This is a genomic window from Enterococcus italicus, from assembly GCF_023743875.1.
Classification (GTDB): Bacteria; Bacillota; Bacilli; order Lactobacillales; family Enterococcaceae; genus Enterococcus_G; species Enterococcus_G italicus.
The window spans coordinates 1,719,115-1,737,075 of sequence record NZ_JAMRVB010000001.1; the positions used below are offsets into that span (position 1 = coordinate 1,719,115).

General features: G+C 41.0%; 18 protein-coding genes and 1 other RNA gene. 14 read left to right on the top strand and 5 right to left on the bottom strand.

The genetic code is table 11. The features are described from left to right. Positions 1 to 79: 79 nt before the first annotated feature. Together NE257_RS08460 and NE257_RS08465 are read right to left on the bottom strand one after the other, a co-directional pair. Entirely contained in the window at positions 80 to 550 is a 471-nt protein-coding gene (locus tag NE257_RS08460; protein ID WP_251852062.1) for a universal stress protein, read from the bottom strand. Positions 551 to 638: 88 nt separating this feature from the next. Further along, positions 639 to 902: a hypothetical protein gene (locus NE257_RS08465; protein ID WP_251852063.1), complete on the bottom strand. Its 264-nt coding sequence runs from the start codon at positions 900 to 902 to the stop codon at positions 639 to 641. Between the two features lie 149 nt (positions 903 to 1,051). On the opposite strand from NE257_RS08465, the gene NE257_RS08470 reads away from it, so the two are divergent. Next, positions 1,052 to 1,492 carry a phosphate-starvation-inducible PsiE family protein gene (locus tag NE257_RS08470; RefSeq protein WP_007207529.1) on the top strand — a complete coding sequence of 147 codons (441 nt, stop codon included), beginning with the start codon at positions 1,052 to 1,054 and terminating at the stop codon, positions 1,490 to 1,492. Positions 1,493 to 1,677: 185 nt separating this feature from the next. Here NE257_RS08470 and ssrS read toward each other — a convergent pair. Both ssrS and NE257_RS08480 read right to left on the bottom strand, forming a co-directional pair. Continuing rightward, positions 1,678 to 1,871, bottom strand: a non-coding RNA gene (gene ssrS, locus NE257_RS08475) — 6S RNA. Between the two features lie 64 nt (positions 1,872 to 1,935). Further along, the gene (locus tag NE257_RS08480) at positions 1,936 to 3,207 is read right to left on the bottom strand and encodes a replication-associated recombination protein A (protein WP_251886203.1); all 1,272 of its coding nucleotides are present in this window, start codon (positions 3,205 to 3,207) and stop codon (positions 1,936 to 1,938) included. A gap of 119 nt (positions 3,208 to 3,326) precedes the next feature. Between NE257_RS08480 and NE257_RS08485 the strand changes: the two genes are divergently transcribed. The 5 genes from NE257_RS08485 to dtd all read left to right on the top strand — a co-directional run bounded on the left by NE257_RS08485 (position 3,327) and on the right by dtd (position 8,414). Next, entirely contained in the window at positions 3,327 to 3,812 is a 486-nt protein-coding gene (locus tag NE257_RS08485; RefSeq protein ID WP_007207527.1) for a DUF3013 family protein, read from the top strand. 13 nt (positions 3,813 to 3,825) lie between these two features. Further along, positions 3,826 to 4,791, top strand: coding sequence for a 50S ribosomal protein L11 methyltransferase (gene prmA, locus NE257_RS08490; RefSeq protein WP_007207526.1), 966 nt, complete (start codon positions 3,826 to 3,828; stop codon positions 4,789 to 4,791). Beyond that, positions 4,772 to 5,545, top strand: coding sequence for a 16S rRNA (uracil(1498)-N(3))-methyltransferase (locus tag NE257_RS08495; RefSeq protein ID WP_007207525.1), 774 nt, complete (start codon positions 4,772 to 4,774; stop codon positions 5,543 to 5,545). The genes prmA and NE257_RS08495 overlap by 20 nt, the downstream gene beginning before the upstream one ends. 196 nt (positions 5,546 to 5,741) lie before the next feature. Continuing rightward, positions 5,742 to 7,955 (top strand): RelA/SpoT family protein, encoded by a 2,214-nt coding sequence (locus tag NE257_RS08500; protein ID WP_040366135.1) that lies wholly within the window; start codon positions 5,742 to 5,744, stop codon positions 7,953 to 7,955. Positions 7,956 to 7,958: 3 nt separating this feature from the next. Further along, complete coding sequence (gene dtd, locus NE257_RS08505) at positions 7,959 to 8,414, top strand: D-aminoacyl-tRNA deacylase (protein WP_007207523.1); 456 nt, start codon at positions 7,959 to 7,961, stop codon at positions 8,412 to 8,414. 255 nt (positions 8,415 to 8,669) lie between these two features. On the opposite strand, the gene NE257_RS08510 is transcribed toward dtd, so the two are convergent. Continuing rightward, positions 8,670 to 9,518 carry an AraC family transcriptional regulator gene (locus NE257_RS08510; RefSeq protein WP_251854810.1) on the bottom strand — a complete coding sequence of 283 codons (849 nt, stop codon included), beginning with the start codon at positions 9,516 to 9,518 and terminating at the stop codon, positions 8,670 to 8,672. A gap of 176 nt (positions 9,519 to 9,694) precedes the next feature. On the opposite strand from NE257_RS08510, the gene NE257_RS08515 reads away from it, so the two are divergent. The 8 genes from NE257_RS08515 to sapS all read left to right on the top strand — a co-directional run. Continuing rightward, a complete protein-coding gene (locus NE257_RS08515) occupies positions 9,695 to 11,446 on the top strand; it encodes an ABC transporter ATP-binding protein (protein ID WP_251854811.1) in 1,752 nt (583 codons plus the stop codon). Further along, positions 11,446 to 13,227 (top strand): ABC transporter ATP-binding protein, encoded by a 1,782-nt coding sequence (locus NE257_RS08520; RefSeq protein ID WP_251886204.1) that lies wholly within the window; start codon positions 11,446 to 11,448, stop codon positions 13,225 to 13,227. Before NE257_RS08515 ends, NE257_RS08520 begins: the two co-directional genes overlap by 1 nt. An 88-nt stretch (positions 13,228 to 13,315) precedes the next feature. Next, positions 13,316 to 13,495, top strand: coding sequence for a VOC family protein (locus NE257_RS08525; protein ID WP_251854812.1), 180 nt, complete (start codon positions 13,316 to 13,318; stop codon positions 13,493 to 13,495). An 8-nt stretch (positions 13,496 to 13,503) separates the two neighbouring features. Next, complete coding sequence (locus NE257_RS08530; protein WP_251886205.1) at positions 13,504 to 13,704, top strand: VOC family protein; 201 nt, start codon at positions 13,504 to 13,506, stop codon at positions 13,702 to 13,704. A 137-nt stretch (positions 13,705 to 13,841) separates the two neighbouring features. After that, entirely contained in the window at positions 13,842 to 15,344 is a 1,503-nt protein-coding gene (locus NE257_RS08535) for a phosphohexomutase domain-containing protein (protein WP_251852071.1), read from the top strand. A gap of 77 nt (positions 15,345 to 15,421) precedes the next feature. After that, on the top strand, positions 15,422 to 16,129 hold the full coding sequence (gene nagB / locus NE257_RS08540) for a glucosamine-6-phosphate deaminase (RefSeq protein WP_251869988.1): 708 nt from the start codon (positions 15,422 to 15,424) through the stop codon (positions 16,127 to 16,129). 125 nt (positions 16,130 to 16,254) lie between these two features. Next, a complete protein-coding gene (gene sapR / locus NE257_RS08545) occupies positions 16,255 to 16,929 on the top strand; it encodes a two-component system response regulator SapR (protein ID WP_007207516.1) in 675 nt (224 codons plus the stop codon). Positions 16,930 to 16,937: 8 nt separating this feature from the next. After that, positions 16,938 to 17,961: two-component system sensor histidine kinase SapS (gene sapS, locus NE257_RS08550; protein WP_251886206.1), on the top strand; the 1,024-nt coding region annotated here is incomplete at its 3' end.

Sequence of the window (17,961 nt, forward strand, 5' to 3'; positions counted from 1 at the left end):
GAGTTGATGCTTTTGTTGGTGCCAATCAACGATCCCCTGGCTAGAAACTCCCTTAAAAAAAGCTAGTTGACTCAGTCAACTAGCTTTTTTCTTTTGGAAGGTGATTGTCTAAGTCAGTACGAACAATCAGCACATCACATGGTGCATTACGAATGACGTATTCAGATACAGATCCGATAAATAAGCGTTCGACGGCATTTAACCCCGTTGCACCTAGCATAATTAAATCGACGTTTTTTTCTTTTGGTAATTGTTTCGCGATGATTGCTTTTGGTGAACCATAGTCAACGACAGAAGTTACTTTCGTAAGTCCTTCTTTTGTAGCAGTATCGGTATACTCTTTTAATGACTTATTCGCCAATTCAGTCGCTTGCTCAGCCAAGACAGAATCAAAAGCTGCGACTGTTTGAAATGCGCGCGTATCGATGATATGTACCAAAAGTAATTCAGCATCGTTTCTTTTTGCGACATTGACCGCTTTTTTAAATGCCAATTCAGCTTCCTTTGAACCATCGACAGCAACCATAATTCGTTCGTATTGTTGTAACATTGACAACACCCCATTTCCTTAAATTCAACGTACTAGTTCTACTAATATTGTATTCTTTTTATGAAAAAAAGAAAACCATAACCAACGATTACGACTGCATTTTTTTTGCAAAAGCAATACTGAAAAAAGCAGATGCAAGCAAAACAAGCGCAACATAAAACAAATCCAGTATCCGCGAGGGAAGAAAATGCAAAATCACACCAAGTATGCCAAGAGCGAGCAACTGATAGGCATAGCTCTTAATAAATCGTTCATTTTTTTCAGTGTGTTGAATCAATTGAAAGAAGACGTTTTTCTTCCAAAGTATCAATCCACCTAGAAGCAACAATAGAGAACCAAATAATAAAATCATATAACTTATCTCCAGTCTAATAAACTTAATTTTAGTATAGAAGAAACGTATTGCAGAATCAAGTAGAGGGGTGGCTGTCTTAGATTTTTCACTTTGTCAATGGTTGGCTATCAGTTATAATAGATAGAGAAAGACTGAGGAGGAGAAAAATGGATTTTTATCAAAAGTTTGAAAAATGGGTGAGCAGCTTTGTCGATTTAATGTTGGCAATTTTAATTATCCTGATTCTCATTGTGATGGGAGAAGCAATTTATAGTCTTGTGTTGCAAGTTATCCCGTTATCATCAATGGATAGCCTGTCTTCATTAATTGAAGAAGTGGCGACGCTATTTATTTTATTGGAAATTATTTTGATGTTATTGCGTTATGTGAAAGAAGGGCATCATATCCCTGTCCGCTATTTGATCTTAATTAGTATGACTGCTATCTTGCGTCAACTATTGTTGTCACATGATGGAGGTCTCCAAACATTGTTTTTCTCAATCGCGATTTTAATTTTAGTCGTCGTGTTGTTGATATTAGAAAAAATTAAAGCGTTCCATACTGCATCATCTGAACCTTTGGAACAAATTAAACAAGAAGAACTGTAAAAAAGCTGAGACAGAGTTGTTCAGCTACAAGAAAAGAGCAGAAAATCCAGAAATTGTTTCGCACACTTTTGGATTTTCTGCTCTTTTACATTCATTCTGGCTCAAATTCTTTAAATAGGAGTCACTGTTACTCCAAAGATTCTGCTTTTGTTGCAAACTCTTTTACTTTTAAGCATAAAAAATGGGTAAAATCTGTAGATGCCGTTTTCTTGTCCCGGTGTATTGATCCCGCAAATGTTAGCAGGTGGGCTCCACGGTCAAATAGTCGAACTACCAAATGAAAAGGCTTGTTACCATATTTAACACCGGACGGATCCCAAGATATCAATAAAATGTTCGGTCAACACAAAAAGGGAAAATTCGTACATCACAGATTACCCACTTAAATCATACCATATTTCCCTCTTTCATACAATGTAACAGGTTGGGTGTAACGAGTGAGTTCATTCTTGTTTTCGTTTTTGTAATTCGTTTAATCGCTGATGCAAGGCTTGTTCGTAGCGTCCAGTATCTTTTGGCTGATAGTAGTGCGTATTGATTAACGTGTCTGGGAGATAAGTTTGGTTCACCCAACCATCGGGATAATTATGAGGGTATTGATAACCGACCCCTCGCTGCAACTTTTCAGCTCCTTGATAATGACTATCTCGTAAATGATCAGGGATTTGTCCGGCTTTGCCGTCTTTAATATCTGCAAGTGCCGCGTCCAAAGCAGTGTAAGCTGAGTTGGATTTTGGTGAGAGGCATAGATCGACGACTGCTGTTGCTAAGGGAATGCGAGCCTCAGGGAACCCTAGTCGTTCTGCGGCTAAGACTGCGTTGACTGTACGAGCAGCAGCGGCTGGATTGGCCAGTCCGATATCTTCATAGCCAATCACAAGCAAGCGGCGGCAAATACTGGCTAAATCGCCGGCTTCAACCATGCGTGCCAAATAGTGCAAGGCGGCATCTGGATCGCTACCACGGATGGATTTTTGGAAGGCAGAGATGACGTCATAATGAGCATCGCCATCTTTATCATGTGAAAAAGCTTTTCTTTGCACGCACTCGGAAATGATGGCAAGCGTCAAATGAATGGTTCCCGCGATTTCTGCTGTTGATTTTGCAGCGAGCTCTAGGGCATTCAATGCACTACGTAGATCACCGTTCGTGACACGAGCTAAGTGTGTCAGTGCCACTTCATCAATCGTGATAGCATCCTTGCCTAAGCCGCGCTCACTGTCTTGCAAAGCTTGCTCTAGCGCATGATAGATATCTGATTCACTTAAGGGATAGACTTCAAATATTTGGGTTCGGCTGCGAATCGCTGGATTGATGGTAATATAAGGATTTTCTGTCGTTGCACCGATTAAAATAATGCGCCCATTTTCCAAATGAGGCAATAGAAAATCTTGTTTGGTTTTGTCTAAGCGATGGACTTCATCTAAAAGTAAAATGACTGTGCCACTCATCTTAGCTTCTTCCACAACAATTTGCAAATCTTTTTTCGTATCAGTCGCCGCATTCAAGGTACGAAATGCAAACTGAGTTGACCCGGCAATCGCACTGGCGATACTCGTCTTGCCTGTTCCAGGTGGGCCGTAAAGAATCATTGAAGAGAGTAATTTGGCATCGACCATGCGACGAATAATTTTTCCTGGACCAACCAAGTGTTGTTGGCCAACAACTTCATCCAATGTACGTGGACGCATACGATAGGCTAATGGACGATACATAGGTGGACTCCTTTCACGAGTTTCTTTATCCAGTATAGCATAATTTCCAGTGTTCCCGTGTGGTTCTAATGGAGTAGAAATGGTAAACTTGGTCTATCACATATTTAAAGGAGATCGTAATGGCGAAAGAAACACTATTGACGTATTTAGATGAACAAATCGAAAAAAAATTAGCCGATTTTGATGTGGCAATTGATTGGGATACACGCAATCATACGATCGAAGTGATTGTCCGTTTGTATGCGGAAAATACCAATCACATGGCAATTGATGATCGAGAAGGCGTACGCTCGGAAGAAGAGATTATTGAGTTTGAAGATGCAATTTTATTATACGATGACCAAAAGGCAGTTTTTGATGAAGATGACTACTTGGCAGTGATTCCTTTTGCAGGAAAAAAAGGCATGCAACAAAAAGTAATTGATGCGCTGATTATGTATTTACCAGAGATTTTGGTGAAAGGGCAAGATGATTTGCTTGATTTTTTAGTTTCTGATGAAGAAAGTATTTTTGAATTGCACTTTTCACCTGATTATTTCCAAGCGTTGCAAGCGGATATGACGACAGCAAAACAAGAACGTTTTTTACCGTACCCAAGTTATTAAGGAGAGTTAATAGATGAAATGGAATGAAGTAAAAGTAGAAACAGCAAGCGAAGCGGTAGAAGCTGTAGCCAATATTTTGATGGAGGCTGGAGCAAGTGGTGTCGCGATCGAAGACGCATTGGATGTAGAAAATTTTCACTCAGATGCATACGGTGAGTTGCTAACCAAAGATGATTTCGCTCATATTAAAGAAGGAGCGTTGGTGATGGCGTATTTTCCTGAGACAGTCTTTTTACCAGAGCAGTTACCCTTTATACAAGCACAAATCACGAAATTATCTGATTTTGGGCTAGCAATTGGCAAAAATACGCTGACGGTTAGTGAAGTGGCAGAAGAGGATTGGGCGACGGCTTGGAAGAAGTACTATCATCCCGTCCGCGTGACCCGTTACTTGACGATTGTTCCTAGCTGGGAAAGTTATCAGCCAGTGACTGACGACGAGAAAGTGATTTTATTAGATCCAGGGATGGCTTTTGGGACAGGTACGCACCCAACGACCAATCTGACCCTCCAAGCATTAGAGGTGATCTTACGCGGTGGTGAGACGGTCTTAGATGTCGGGACAGGCTCTGGTGTATTGAGTATTGCAAGTAAGTACTATGGTGCCAAAGAAGTCCATGCCTTTGATTTGGATAGTGTGGCAGTTGCTGCAGCTCAAGAAAATATGGACTTAAATCCAGTCGCAAAAGATGTCAAAGTTTCCGTAAATGATCTATTAGCGGGTATTTCCATCGAAGCTGACGTGATTGTCGCAAATATTTTAGCCGATATTATTGTGCGTATGATTCCTGATGCCGCGCGACTATTAAAACCAGAGGGACGCTTCATCGTGTCGGGCATTATTTCAGAAAAGCAGCCGATGATTTTAGCTGAAATGCAAGCACATGGATTTGAGCTGACACAACTGTTCACGCAAAAAGATTGGCATGCGTTGATTTTCAAAAAGGTGGAGGAAGAGGATGCAACGTTACTTTCTTAATGAATCGTACAATGAATCTGTCCACGAGTATGAAGTAACGGGGGAACCCTTCCATCATATGATTCGTGTGATGCGGATGGAAGCAGGCAATCATGTGTATTTGGTATTTGCTAACGACATGAGCTTAGAGGCGGAAATTCGTGAGGTGAAAGCTGATGCAGTAATGCTTAAGCCTGTAGCTATTGAGCAATTGCAACGTGAACTGCCGATTAAGGTCACGATTGCCAGTGGCTTTCCAAAAGGGGATAAGCTGGAGTGGATTGTTCAAAAAGGAACGGAACTTGGTGCTGCGCAATTTTTGGCTTATCCAGCAAAGACATCCATCGTCAAATGGGATCCAAAAAAACGCCAGAAAAAGCAAGAACGTCTGCAAAAAATTGCACAAGAAGCAGCTGAGCAATCCCATCGCCAAGTGTGTCCAACTGTCGAGCTGTTCGCAACGCAATCAGACCTACTAGCGGCGATGGAAACGGCAGACTGTGTCTTAGTAGCCTATGAAGAGTCAGCCAAAAAGGGAGAACATGCCCAATTAGTGCAGACTTTTCGCAAGGTAGCACCGGGACAGCATTTGATGGTCCTCTTTGGTCCTGAAGGTGGCTTTTTACCAGAAGAGATTGAACGTTTTGTGGCAGCTGGAGCAATCTGTTGTGGCTTAGGGCCACGTATCTTACGGACGGAGACGGCGCCGCTTTATGTGTTAGGGGCAGCAAGCTATCACTATGAACTCTTACATGACACAAATGACACTGATTGAAAAAACCGGTGATTATTTGTATAATAAGACCAATCATTTGGAAAGTACTGCTAACAGGTGGTGCTTTCTTTTCTCTTTATTGAAGATAAAATGAACGAAACGAGCAATCACAGAAGTGGCCATTGGCAGAGCTTCCGATGAGTAAGTACAGACTTTTTTCACATCCGTCGATTTGTTTAAAGAAGGGGTAGGGAGTATGGCAAAAGATATCATCTTGACAGGCCCAGGGGTCATAAATATGGTTGCACGCTATATGAGCGCAGAACACGTCGCCTTTGTACAAAAGGCACTGGATTATGCGACGAGCGCGCATGAAGGGCAATTTCGAAAATCGGGAGAACCATATATTATTCATCCGATTCAAGTAGCTGGGATACTAGCTGAATTACAAATGGATCCGCATACCGTGGCAACAGGCTTTTTACATGATGTTGTCGAAGATACTGATGTGACGCTCCAAGATTTGACAGAAGAGTTCGGACCAGATGTGGCGATGTTAGTCGATGGTGTGACGAAATTAGGAAAAATCAAATACAAATCACATGAAGAACAACTCGCAGAAAATCATCGGAAAATGTTGATTGCGATGGCACAGGATTTGCGCGTCATCATGGTGAAACTAGCGGACCGCTTGCATAATATGCGGACTTTAAAGCATTTGCGTGAAGACAAGCAACGCCGCATTGCACGGGAAACGTTAGATATTTATGCCCCATTGGCTCATCGGTTAGGGATTAGCCGCATTAAGTGGGAACTAGAAGACCGTTCATTACGATACATTAATCCGCAACAATATTACCGCATTGTCCACCTAATGAAGACAAAGCGCGATGAACGAGAAGCATATGTCGATAAGACGGTTGAAGAATTGCGGATTGCAACCGAAGAGCTGGACATTTACGCGGAAATTTATGGACGGCCAAAGCACATTTATTCAATCTATCGCAAAATGGTGGATAAGAAAAAGCAATTTGATGAAATTTATGACTTGTTAGCGATTCGTGTAATTGTGGATTCAATTAAAGATTGTTATGCAGTGTTAGGGACCATTCATACTAAGTGGAAGCCGATGCCTGGTCGTTTCAAAGACTATATTGCGATGCCAAAAGCCAATATGTACCAGTCATTGCATACGACAGTCATCGGTCCTAATGGCAATCCAGTCGAAATTCAAATTCGCACACATGAAATGCATGAAATTGCGGAATTTGGGGTCGCTGCGCACTGGGCCTATAAAGAAGGCAAGACAGACAAGGTCAATCCCGATCAAATGACAGAGCAAGTCGGTTGGTTTAAAGAAATTTTGGAGCTAAAAGATGAAAGCTACGATGCTTCTGACTTTATGGAAGGGGTCAAAGGGGATATCTTTAGCGACAAAGTCTATGTATTTACCCCAAATGGCGATGTATCAGAGCTACCACAAGGCTCAAGCCCACTCGATTTTGCGTACAATATTCATACTGATATTGGGAATAAAACAGTCGGTGCTAAAATCAACGGCAAAATGGTGCAGTTGGATTACAAGTTGAAAAATGGGGATATTGTTGAAATTATGACGTCACCCAATTCATTTGGCCCGAGCCGTGATTGGCTAAAATTAGTTGCTACAAGCAAAGCCAAAAATAAAATCAAACGCTTCTTTAAAACCCAAGATCGTGATGCCAATGTGGTGAAAGGACATGATGCCGTTGTCCGTACGTTGACAGAAATGGGCTTTGTTCCAAAAGAAATTCTGACCAAAACCAAATTACAAGAAGCACTCGGTCGTTTTAATTATCAGACGGATGAAGATTTGTTTGCCGCAGTCGGCTTTGGTGAAGTCAGTCCGACAACTTTAGCCAATCGCTTAACAGAAGAAGAGCGTAAAGAACGCGATATCGAAAAACAAAAACAACAAGTGCAAGACTTACTGAATCAACCAGTCAAAAAAGAGCCAGAAAAAATGAAAGTTCGGCATGAAGGTGGCATTGTCATCCAAGGTGTGGATAACTTATTGGTTCGAATTAGTCGCTGTTGTAATCCGGTACCAGGTGACCCAATCGTCGGCTATATTACCAAAGGACGAGGTATTTCTATTCACCGTGCGGACTGTCCAAATGTCCATAGCTCTGAGGACGTCGAAGAGCGCTTGATCGAGGTAGAATGGGAAGATACAGCGAGCAAAGAAAAAGAATACGATGCCGATATTGAAATTTACGGCTATGATCGCTCGGGCTTGTTAAATGACATTTTGCAAACGGTCAGCTCCATGTCCAAACGATTGGTCGGCGTAGAAGCCCGCAGTAACAAAGAAAAAACAGCTACTATTCGTCTGACAGTCGGTATTCAAAACTTAGCTCATTTGCATTCTATTGTTGAAAAAATCAAACAAGTACCAGATGTTTACAGTGTACGACGAATGAAAGGATAAGCGATGCGAGCAGTAGTTCAACGAGTTTCAAGTGCCCAAGTAACAGTTGATAACTCAATAATTGGTCAGATTAATCAAGGCTTTGTGGTCTTACTTGGTATTCATCAAGAAGATACCATAGCTGATGTCCAGTACTTAGTAAAAAAAATTACACAATTACGTGTCTTTGAAGATGCGGACGGCAAGATGAACGACTCCTTAGCTGCAATCCATGGGGGAATTTTAAGTATTTCACAATTTACCTTATATGCGCAGACGAAAAAAGGCAATCGGCCTAGTTTTGTTGCGGCAGCTCGACCAGAAGTGGCTGAGCCATTGTATGAAGCATTTAATCAAGCATTGCGTGAGCAAAACATCCCTGTTGCGACTGGAATGTTTGGGGCACATATGCAGGTATCATTAGTCAATGATGGCCCCGTAACAATCATTTATGATACACGCGAAAATGAAACCAAATAAAAAAGCTGAGACCAAATTGTTCAGCTACAAGCAAATAGACCTGAAAAACCAGAAGTTATTTCTCAAACTTCTGGTTTTTTGTCGTACGTACTCGTACGTTTCTATTCGGAATTTTTGAGCTTATTGCTAAGAGCTAAACGCTTTTGTCACGACCTCAATAAACGGTGTATCAAAAGCAGCTCTCTTGACAATAAGTCAAAAATTCTCAAAAATTTAAGGAACAATTTTCGGAATTTCTGAGCTTATTGCTAAGAGCTAAACGCTTTTGTCACGACCTCTTGTTCTTTCTCTGGCGTCTTTTTTTACTTTGGATGGGGCAATGCCGTAAGTTTTTTTGAATGATTTGCTAAAGTGGTAGGCATCGTCGTAGCCGACTGCTTGGGCGATATCTTTGACCGATCCGTTTTGTTCTTTTAGTAAGTGAAACGCGTGTGTCAAACGGACTTGAATCAAGTATGTAATCGGTGAAATACCCAATTGCTCTTTGAAGCTTTTAGAGAGATAGGTAGGGCTCACGAAATGAGCGTTTGCCAACGATTCCAAAGAGATATCTTTTTCAAAGTTGTGCTCGATGTAGCTTTGAACTGAGGTAACGACACGCGCCAAGCGTTCGTTTTTTAATAGTGGTTGTTGCGCTTCTTCAAGCTGTTGATTTGACTGGATGCTGCGTAGTAAAAAAATCAATAGCTCAGTCACCAACGCTTGCCCCATAGATTTAAAGCCAGCAGGTTGATCATTAAATTCTTTCATCAGTAGCCACGCCTTGTTAAAAATTTGTAATTGGTTTTCTCGCAATAAGACATGCGGTGTGTCTGTTGGAAAGACATTTGGAGGCAAATCTGGCAGCTGAAATTGCTGGATGCCAATATGCAGCTGGTGTGAGTAAGTAGTTGCTTGCTGTTGCTCGGCGTGTACTATTTTGGGATTAAATAATAAGACGTCGCCACCTCGAATCGTCTGCCACTTGTCTTGAAACCAATACTGGGCTTCACCTTCTAATAAAAAGCTGATTTCAAAAAAATCATGTGTATGTCGCTCGGAATGATTTCCTGACTGATTCCAAACATCAAAGACATAAAGAATTTCCGGTTGAGAAAACATCATTTCATTCCTCCAGTAATGCTAATCGCTTTCTTTAGTATAGCGCAAAAAAAAGAAACACGCATATGTGATTTACGAATTAGAGTAAAATTATCCATCTTTCTGACTAAATAAATCCATTCTTATTTTTCACAGTAAGGATAAGATAGGACTAGCAAAAAAAGTTGGAGGAAAAAGAAATGAATAATTTTCAATGGATATGGCACTATGCAAAAGCCTATCGCAAGCACTTATGGCTAGCATTGATCTTTTTGCTACTCAATGCGGCCTTGATCGTGGTCAACCCACTATTGTCAGGTAAATTAGTCGATGTCGTGATTGATCAACAAAAAACTGAATGGCTGCTTCCTTTTTTAGCAGTGATGATTGCAGTCACATTAATTCGTACCGTCATTCGCTATTCGTATCAAATTTTATTTGAACGAGTTGGTCAAAATACTTTATTTGTCTTACGGCAAGATATGTATAAGAAGCTACAAGAATTGGATTTTGATTTTTTTAATCATACGCGTGTGGGGGATATTATGGCGCGGATGACTGGAGATACGGATGCGATTCGGCACTTTGTTTCATGGGTAATCTACAATATTTTAGAATGTATCATTTGGTTTGTCCTAGCGATGGGGGTCATGTTTACACTTAGCGTGCCACTAACACTCGCTATGCTAGTGATTACACCGTTGATTTACTTTTTTACTGTCAAAATGTCGAAAGAAGCACATCCTGTCTTCTTTGAGATTCGTGAAAGCTTTGCACGGCTGAACTCGATGGTCGAAGAAAATATCGGTGGCAATCGTGTCGTCAAGGCATTCACTAGAGAGCAATACGAGCTTGATAAATTTTCTCATCATAATGAAGATTACAAGGCAAAGAATATGGCATCAGCCAACGTATCAGCGACGTATTTGCCGTGGCTAGATTTATTTGCCGGTAGTCTGACGTTGATTTCGCTGGCATTAGGTGGGTTACTAGTGATTCATCAGCAGATGACTTTGGGTGATTTAATTGCGTTTAATGGCTTTTTGTGGATGCTAAATATGCCGATGCGGATGAGTGGCTGGCTAATCAACGACGTGCAACGCTTCTCAGCGGCCTGCATCAAAATTAGACAAATGCTCAATACAAAGCCACAAATCCCAATTACCACACATCCAGAAGAAGTACTGATTCATGGCGATGTCGAATTCGATCATGTGTCGTTTCATTTTTCTGACGATCCAAAGACTAACGTGCTGTCAGATATATCCTTTTCTATTCATCCAGGTCAAACAATCGGTATCTTAGGTGAAACAGGCTCGGGTAAAACGACCTTAGTGAACTTGGTCGCTCGCTTTTATGATCCAACTAGTGGGACGGTGAAAATTGATGGCAAAGATGCTAAGAGCTATCCAGTAAGGCAGTTGAGAGAAAATATTGCGATGGTGATGCAAGACATCTTTTTATTTTCTAATACTATCGAAGAAAATATTGCCTTTGGAAATCCGACAGCTGATGCACCATACATTCGCGAGATGGCTCGCATTGCAGATGCAGATCTGTTCATTAGTAAAATGCCAGATGGTTATAGCACGATTATCGGTGAACGGGGCGTGGGATTGTCAGGAGGCCAAAAGCAACGAATTTCTTTGGCTCGAGCATTGGCGAAAAATCCAGCTATTTTAATTTTGGATGACACTACTTCAGCCGTGGATATGGAGACAGAATCCAAAATCCAGCAAGAATTAACGCGCTTAACGACTGAAAAGACGACCTTTATTATTGCTCACCGAATTTCTTCCGTCCGAGAAGCCGATGTCATTTTGATGATGGAAAAAGGACGCATCGTTGAAAAAGGGACGCACGAAGAATTAGTCGCAAAAAAAGGGGCCTATTACGAGGTCTATCAAAAACAATTAGGCTTGGCAATATCTAGAGATGAGGTGACTGGCTAATGGCACGCAATACATTTGCAGAAGATGAAGAATTAGAACAAGAATTTAATTGGCAACATTATCGACGGCTAGGTCAATACGTCAAGCCATATAAAGACGCAATCTATAAAGTTTTATTGGTTATCTTTGTAGCGAACATCGCGAGTATGTTAGGACCTTACTTTACCAAAATTGCTATCGATCAAGTCATTCCCAAGAAAAATATTTCCTTACTTTTATGGATTAGTGGCATCTTCTTTGTTTCACTATTTGTCATCGCTTGGTGTATGAAGTATCGGATTTTAAAAATCACTGAGATTGGACAAGATATGTTAAAGGATATGCGGTTTGATATTTTTCACCATTTACAGACCTTGCCGTTCTCCTATTTTGACAATCGACCACATGGAAAAATCTTGATTCGCGTGGTCAATTATATCAATACTTTAAGTGACTTATTGAGTAATGGATTAATCAATTTGATCTCAGACATGATGAGTGTCGTGGTGACCTTGCTCTTTATGGCATGGATTGATCCAGTATTGACGCTCTATAGTCTTGCTTTGTTGCCGGTATTATTTGGCTTAGTCATGATCATTAAACAAAAGCAACGAAAAGCCTATCAAGTATTAAGTAACAAGCAATCCAATTTAAATGCTTATATCCACGAGAGCATTGCGGGCATCAAGATTACCCAATCATTTGCAAGAGAACGAGAAAATTATCACGTATTTAACGAAGTGAACGAAGACTATCGTAGTTCATGGATGAGAGCCGTGAAGATTCAGTTTTTGCTTTGGCCAGTCGTGCAAAATATTTCTGTGTTAACGACTTGCTTGATTTATTTTGTGGGAATTAAGCAACTTGGAGTCTCGGTCTCGACGGGGACACTGATTGCCTTTATTGGTTATATCAACAATTTTTGGAATCCGGTCATCAACATTGGAAATTTCTACAACTCTTTGATTACAGCGACCGCCTATTTGGAACGGATCTTTGAAACGATGGATGAAATTCCTGAAATTCAAGATGCTCCTAATGCTAAGCCGTTGCCACCAATGAAAGGAGAGGTGCGTTTCTCTGAAGTGACATTTGGCTACGAGCCAGCAAAGCCTATTTTAAGCAAGGTGTCTTTCCATATTACACCAGGCCAAAGCATTGCCTTAGTTGGTCCGACCGGTGCTGGCAAGACGACGGTGATTAATTTGCTGAGTCGGTTTTACGATGTGCAAGCCGGCCAAGTCTTAATTGACGGTGTCGATGTTCGCGAGGTGACACTTCATTCCTTACGCTCACAGATGGGCGTGATGCTACAAGATACCTTTATCTTTTCGGGGACGATTTTAGAAAACATTCGTTACGGCAAGCTGGATGCGACCGAAGAAGAAATAATAGCAGCTGCTAAAATTGTACGTGCCCACGAATTTATTCAAGATTTAAAGGATGGCTATCAGACTGTCGTCGAGGAGCGCGGAAGTACATTATCTGCTGGTCAGCGGCAATTGTTATCATTTGCGCGTGCGTTATTAGCAGATCCTAAGTTACTGATCTTAGATGAAGCGACGTCCAGTATTGATACCAAAACTGAAGAGCAGTTACAAGTTGGGCTGCAGGAGCTATTAAAGGGGCGCACGTCGTTTATTATCGCTCATCGCCTGTCTACAATAAAAAATAGTGATCAAATCTTCTACGTTGATGGAGGCACGATTGCTGAAGCAGGCACGCATGATGAATTAATGGCATTAAATGGCAAATACCATCATTTGTATCAATCGCAATACGATTTAATTCGCACCAATTAATAAAACAACGGACTATTGATACAAAGGAGTGATGAAGTTGAACCGCATTAATTTGATTTGATTAGGTGTGCAAAGTGTGGCCCGGTCAATGGCATTTTATAAGGCACTGGGTTTCCAGTTTTATGAAAAAGAAATGAATCCACTTATTGTCTTTTTTGATAATCAAGGAACCAAATTAGAACTATTTCAACGTGAGGCGTTAGCCAAAGATATTCATGCTGCCAATCCGCCAGAGATAGATTCGACTAGCTTTAAAGATTTACTTTAGCTATCAATATGAAATCAAAAGAAGAAGTCGACTCGTTTTTATCATTGGTTGCTCAAAACAATGGTAATATCATCAAACCAGCAGAGAGGGTCTTTTGGGGAGGGTATAGTGGGTACTTTCAAGATTTAGATGGGTATTATTGGGAGGTGGCTTATGCAGATAGTTGGGCCTTTGATGAACAAAATATGCTAATCATTGAAAAGAACTAGCCTTATCAAACTTCAAACGTTCGCATCCTGCGCGTTTGAAGTTTTTTTGAATAAAACAATACTCACAAAAAGTTCAAGTCTACCGGTTAGAGAAGTTTGGTATAATGGTAGTGAATCATAGGATAGGAGGAAGGAAGATGAGTCAGTTAACGGAATTACAGAATGGATCGGATATTCGCGGTATTGCCATTACGACCGAGCAGCACCAGGCCAACTTGACACCAGCAGTCGTAAAAGAAGTAGCCAAAGGGTTGGTGAATTGGTTAAGAAATGAAAAAGCAATTCAAACCAATCCACTTACAATCGGTGTGGGTAGAGATAGTCGTTTGAGTGGACCAGAGCTTGCAGCAACCTTTATGGACGAGCTAACGAATCTCGGAGTACATGTCATAGATTTTCAGCTCGCAACGACGCCGGCTATGTTTATGAGCACGCAGTTTGAACAATTCGCTTGCGATGCGGGCATTATGTTTACCGCAAGTCATTTGCCATTTTATTTTAATGGAATCAAAGTGTTTAGTAAAACAGGCGGTGCAGAGAAGAGCGATATTGCCTATATCTTGCAACATACTGAGGCTGTTCAGGCTAGTCAAGGAACGATTGAAAAAGCGGATCTATTGACACCATATGCAGACGATTTAGTAGCCAAAATTCGTCTAGGTATGCAGACAAAAGAAGCACAGCCACTAAAAGGTCTGAAAATTATTGTCGATGCCGGCAATGGTGCAGGTGGGTACTTTGCCGAGAAAGTACTTCAACCACTCGGTGCCGATACCACTGGCTCACAATTTCTAGAACCAGATGGCCATTTCCCAAATCATATCCCGAACCCTGATAATAAAGAAGCAATGGCCAGTATCAAAGCAGCAGTCTTAGACAATCAAGCTGATTTAGGTGTAATTTTTGATACCGATGTCGACCGTTCAGCTGTCGTCACTAAAAGTGGTGATGTCTTAAACCGCAATAATTTGATTGCTGTCTTGAGTCGTATCGTCTTAGCTGAACACCCAAATACAAGTATTGTCACGAACTCTCCGACATCGAATCACTTGAAACAATTTATTGAACAACTAGGTGGGAAGCAAGTCCGCTATATTTCAGGGTATCGTAATGTGATTAATAAGGCGATTGCCCTTAATGCGGCAGGCGTTGATTGCCAATTGGCGATTGAAACAAGTGGGCATGCGGCATTTAAAGAGAATTATTTCCTTGATGATGGAGCATATGTGATTGCCAAAATTTTGATGTTGCTACCTAAATTGCAAGCCCAACACCGCTCATTAGATGAACTGATTGCCGATTTGAAGCAGCCCGCAGAAACACAAGAAATTCGCTTTGAATTAATGGCTGATGAATACCGCGGCTTAGGTGAATCAGTGATTGAAGCCTTCCGAAAATGCAATCATGAAGGCTGGACATTAGATTCGGAAAATGAAGAGGGTGTCCGCTTTACCGTATCAGACCCATACGGATCCGGTTGGTTCTTGTTGCGTATGAGCTTGCACGAGCCACTGCTAGTACTACAGGTTGAAAATGACCAACCAAACATGGTGCGTCAAGTCTTGGCGGAATTTCCAGCGAAACTACAACCATTTCCACAAGTGAATCAAGCCAAATTAACGGCGTATTTAGGTAATTAAAAATTGGTATAGACATTTCTTGCGCAGCACTCTTTTTCGTGGTATATTTGGTATATACCAAATAGGGGGCGTTATAAATGAAAGTCATTCAAGTGAAACATGCACAAGAAGGCGGCAAACAAGCTTTCGCACAATTAAAAGAAGCGATGGACAAAGGAATTACGACGCTAGGGTTAGCGACAGGGAGTACACCCGTCACCCTCTACCAAGAAATGGTTACAAGTGCACTCGATTTCTCTCATCTGACTTCGGTTAATTTAGATGAATATGTCGGATTGAGTGGTGAAAATCCGCAAAGCTATCGCTACTTCATGAATGAGCACTTATTTAATAAAAAGCCATTTAAGGAAACGTTCGTACCAAATGGACAAGCCAAAGATTTGGATGAAGAATGTGCTCGCTATAATGACATCATTGCCCAACACCCTATTGATCTACAAGTACTTGGGATTGGACGCAATGGTCACATCGGCTTCAATGAACCAGGGACCTCTTTCGATGTACAGACGCATGTTGTTGCACTGACGGATTCAACGATTGAGGCCAATAAACGCTACTTTGATTCCATCGAAGAAGTACCGACACATGCATTGTCCATGGGGATTGCGTCTATTTTGAAAAGTAAACAAATCATCTTAATGGCCTTTGGTAAGGAAAAAGCAGCAGCAGTAGCGAAAATGATTGAAGGACCAGTGACTGAGCAGTTACCCGCCAGTGTCTTACAGACGCATCCTAATGTGATTGTTATTGTTGATGAACAAGCTGCCAGTGAACTAACCAAATAAAAGAATTGCTATCTACATGACAGCCATCATTCGGTTGTAGTAGATGGCAATTTTTTTTCGATAATTATCATGGTGAATTGGTGCAATATTTGGTAAAGTGAAAGAAAGAAGAAGGAGGCGTACTTATGGCTAAGATAATGATTGTTGAGGATGAAGCGGTCATTAGGCAACTCATCAGCGAAGAACTTCAAAAGTGGCAATTTGAGACATTTGGGTCAACAGATTTTCAAGAAGTCTTCGAAGATTTTCAATCACAAGCGCCGCAGCTCGTTTTATTAGATATTAATTTACCTGTGTTTGATGGGTTTTATTGGTGTCAAAAAATTCGCGAAGTATCAAACGTACCGATTATTTTTATCTCCAGTCGCAATACCAACATGGATATGATTATGGCGATGAATATGGGTGGCGATGATTTTGTCACAAAGCCATTTGAATTGGATGTGCTCGTTGCCAAAATAAATGCTTTGTTACGACGCTCGTATAATTACGTCAAAGGCACACAAGAAACTTTTACTCACAATGGACTTGTTTTAAATGTGGAAAATAGTAGTGTAGAAATTAATGGCACATTAGTTGATCTAAGTAAAAATGAGTACCGATTATTATTTATTTTGATGAAAAACCACGGCAAAATTTTGAGTCGGGAAAAATTATTACGAGCACTATGGGACGATGAACGCTTTGTCGATGACAATACATTGACTGTCAATATCAATCGGCTGCGGCGCAAGATTGAACAAGCTGGTGTCCAAAATTATATTGAAACGAAGGTCGGACAAGGATATATCATTCCGTGAGGTGCGATATGACAATTAGAAAATTTTTAAAGGACCAGTGGCTGTTGTATTTGGCTTGGATTGTGTTTATGGCATTGACGGTCTTTGTCTTATGGCTGACACCTAATTATCCATTTCGTTGGAGTGTTGTGGGGTATTTGTTCTTTCTAGAAGGAGTATTGCTGGTAGGATTTCAAGCTATTTATTACTCATTGAAGCGCAAGTGGTGGGCTAAGATTACGTGTACATCAAATGACAGCTTGCTTCAAGATTATGTCACGGGTGCGAAAACGGAAGAAGAGCGAGTGCAACAAGCGTATATGAATCAGCTATTGCGCGAGCACCAAGAGACCATGCAACAAGTCATCCGCAGCCAGGAAGAACAAAAAGATTACATTGATTCTTGGGTCCATGAAATCAAAGTACCACTTGCAGCGACAAAATTGCTTCTCCAATCAGTGGAATTTGATTTGCCAGATGCGAAATTTTTGGCGATCGAAAATGAGCTTGGTCGAATGAATGACTATGTGGAACAAGTCTTATATGTCGCACGGTTGGATAGTTTTTCCAAAGATTACCTTATTCAAGAGACTTCACTGAAAGAAGCCATTCAGCCGGTCATTCGTAGTCAAGCAAACTTTTTTATTCAAAAAGCTATTCACTTTGAATTACAAGGTGATGATCAGTTGGTCCTGACTGATGGCAAATGGTTGGCGTTTATTTTTCGACAATTACTATCCAATGCCATCAAATACACCCCCAATCATGGGAAAATCACGATCAAGCTTGCCAGAAACATACAAGGCGTGTCCTTAAGCCTGACGGATACAGGCATAGGCATCCCTACAGAAGATAGCCGACGTATTTTTGACAAAGGCTTTACTGGTTCCAATGGACGAAATGCTCAAGTCCATTCGACAGGATTAGGCTTGTATTTAGTAAAGAATCTATCAGAGAAATTGGGAATTGAAGTAACTGTCGCTTCACAAGTCGGGCAGGGTTCTACATTTACTCTTTACTTTCCACAACTATCGTACTACGAAGAGAAAAAGT

Excerpts from the sequence above, each read along its gene's own strand:
- NE257_RS08525 (WP_251854812.1), top strand. The coding sequence starts at position 13,316 with ATGGCATTTTATAAGGCACTGGGTTTCCAGTTTTATGAAAAAGAAATG.
- NE257_RS08500 (WP_040366135.1), top strand. The coding sequence starts at position 5,742 with ATGGCAAAAGATATCATCTTGACAGGCCCAGGGGTCATAAATATGGTT.
- sapR (WP_007207516.1), top strand. The coding sequence starts at position 16,255 with ATGGCTAAGATAATGATTGTTGAGGATGAAGCGGTCATTAGGCAACTC.
- prmA (WP_007207526.1), top strand. The coding sequence starts at position 3,826 with ATGAAATGGAATGAAGTAAAAGTAGAAACAGCAAGCGAAGCGGTAGAA.
- NE257_RS08535 (WP_251852071.1), top strand. The coding sequence starts at position 13,842 with ATGAGTCAGTTAACGGAATTACAGAATGGATCGGATATTCGCGGTATT.
- dtd (WP_007207523.1), top strand. The coding sequence starts at position 7,959 with ATGCGAGCAGTAGTTCAACGAGTTTCAAGTGCCCAAGTAACAGTTGAT.
- nagB (WP_251869988.1), top strand. The coding sequence starts at position 15,422 with ATGAAAGTCATTCAAGTGAAACATGCACAAGAAGGCGGCAAACAAGCT.
- NE257_RS08515 (WP_251854811.1), top strand. The coding sequence starts at position 9,695 with ATGAATAATTTTCAATGGATATGGCACTATGCAAAAGCCTATCGCAAG.
- NE257_RS08510 (WP_251854810.1), bottom strand. The coding sequence starts at position 9,518 with ATGATGTTTTCTCAACCGGAAATTCTTTATGTCTTTGATGTTTGGAAT.
- NE257_RS08520 (WP_251886204.1), top strand. The coding sequence starts at position 11,446 with ATGGCACGCAATACATTTGCAGAAGATGAAGAATTAGAACAAGAATTT.
- NE257_RS08470 (WP_007207529.1), top strand. The coding sequence starts at position 1,052 with ATGGATTTTTATCAAAAGTTTGAAAAATGGGTGAGCAGCTTTGTCGAT.
- NE257_RS08485 (WP_007207527.1), top strand. The coding sequence starts at position 3,327 with ATGGCGAAAGAAACACTATTGACGTATTTAGATGAACAAATCGAAAAA.
- NE257_RS08530 (WP_251886205.1), top strand. The coding sequence starts at position 13,504 with ATGAAATCAAAAGAAGAAGTCGACTCGTTTTTATCATTGGTTGCTCAA.
- NE257_RS08465 (WP_251852063.1), bottom strand. The coding sequence starts at position 902 with ATGATTTTATTATTTGGTTCTCTATTGTTGCTTCTAGGTGGATTGATA.
- NE257_RS08480 (WP_251886203.1), bottom strand. The coding sequence starts at position 3,207 with ATGTATCGTCCATTAGCCTATCGTATGCGTCCACGTACATTGGATGAA.
- NE257_RS08495 (WP_007207525.1), top strand. The coding sequence starts at position 4,772 with ATGCAACGTTACTTTCTTAATGAATCGTACAATGAATCTGTCCACGAG.
- NE257_RS08460 (WP_251852062.1), bottom strand. The coding sequence starts at position 550 with ATGTTACAACAATACGAACGAATTATGGTTGCTGTCGATGGTTCAAAG.